The sequence below is a fragment of the Xenorhabdus yunnanensis genome (genome assembly GCF_028598805.1).
GTDB lineage: Bacteria > Pseudomonadota > Gammaproteobacteria > Enterobacterales > Enterobacteriaceae > Xenorhabdus > Xenorhabdus yunnanensis.
The window spans coordinates 1-1247 of sequence record NZ_JAQRFI010000164.1; the positions used below are offsets into that span (position 1 = coordinate 1).

Below are 1247 nucleotides of genomic sequence, written 5' to 3' on the forward strand. Positions count from 1 at the left end.
TGTTGTGGTCAACAAAAATTGGTCACTGGCTTAGCGTTTTTCCAAAATAATCGTTCTGACTCATTGGGCGTTAACCCATTGTTATACCAGTGAGGACGAAGCTGGCTGTAATAACCTGTTATGTATTGAATAATAGAATGGTAAGCTTCCCTAAAATTTGTATACCCTGCCAAAGGGACCCATTCACTTTTTAAGCTCCGGAAAAAACGTTCCATCGGGCTGTTATCCCAGCAATTTCCCCGCCGGCTCAGGCTTTGTTTAATACCATAACGCTGCAATAATCGTCTGAACGCTTTGCTGGTATAGTGACTACCTTGATCACTGTGAAACAGGATCCCTTGAGGTCTCCCTCTGGATTCAAATGCCCTTTCTAACGCTTTCTTCGTCAGTTCAGAGTCCGGCGAGAAAGACATCGCCCAACCGATGGGTTTACGGGCAAAAAGGTCGATGACGACCGCCAAATAAGCCCAACGTTTACCGGTCCAGATATACGTTACATCCCCACACCACACCTGGTTGGGTTCGGTGACCGCAAATTGACGGTCAAGATGATTGGGAATATCGTCATGTTCCTGTTCCCTACAGGAATAGCGATGTGTCGGCTGCTGGCGACTGACCAGCCCCAGTTCAGCCATTAATTTTCCCGCCAGCCATCGGCCCAATGGCCTGCCTTTGGTGGTGACTATCGTCGCAATTGTCCGTGCACCGGCTGAGCCGTGGCTCTCGTTAAAAGCTTCACGCACCAGACTCTTTAATTTTACTCGCTCAGGATCGGGCGGCTTCCTCCGGTTTTGCCAGGCTTGATAACTACTGCGATAAACGCCAAACAGTTGGCAAAGGAAAGCCACGGGATAATGCACTCTGAATTGCTCGATTAGCGAGAATTGTTCAGGTAATCCGACATCAAGAGTGCTGAAGCCTTTTTTAAAACTTCATTTTCCATTTCAAGGCGTTGGAGTTTCTTTTTCAGGTTGCGGATTTCAATGTGCTCCGGCGTGATGGGCGAAGCGTTGGGAGATTTTCCCTGCCGTTCCTGTTTTAACTGATGAACCCATCGCCCCATGGCGGACTGACTGACATTCATGGCTCTGGCGGCATCGGCAATACTGTAGTTTTGGTCAAGCACTAACTGTGCTGACTCCAATTTAAATTCGGGGCTGAAACTTCTTTTCATCATGTCACCTGTTGAATTATCGAAGTGAGCATATCACCTCTATAACGGTGACCAAAATCATTGAACCACATCA

The 1247-nt window shown here is 47.6% G+C and carries 1 protein-coding gene; it reads right to left on the reverse strand.

The genetic code is table 11. The annotated features are described in order from the left end of the window. Window positions 1-8: 8 nt before the first annotated feature. Window positions 9-1177 (reverse strand): IS3 family transposase gene (locus PSI23_RS21435; protein WP_273556967.1). Its coding sequence is split into 2 segments (ribosomal slippage): window positions 9-928 and window positions 928-1177, totalling 1170 coding nucleotides; the frame shifts between segments, so codons are not numbered across the junction. Between the last annotated feature and the right edge of the window lie 70 nt (window positions 1178-1247).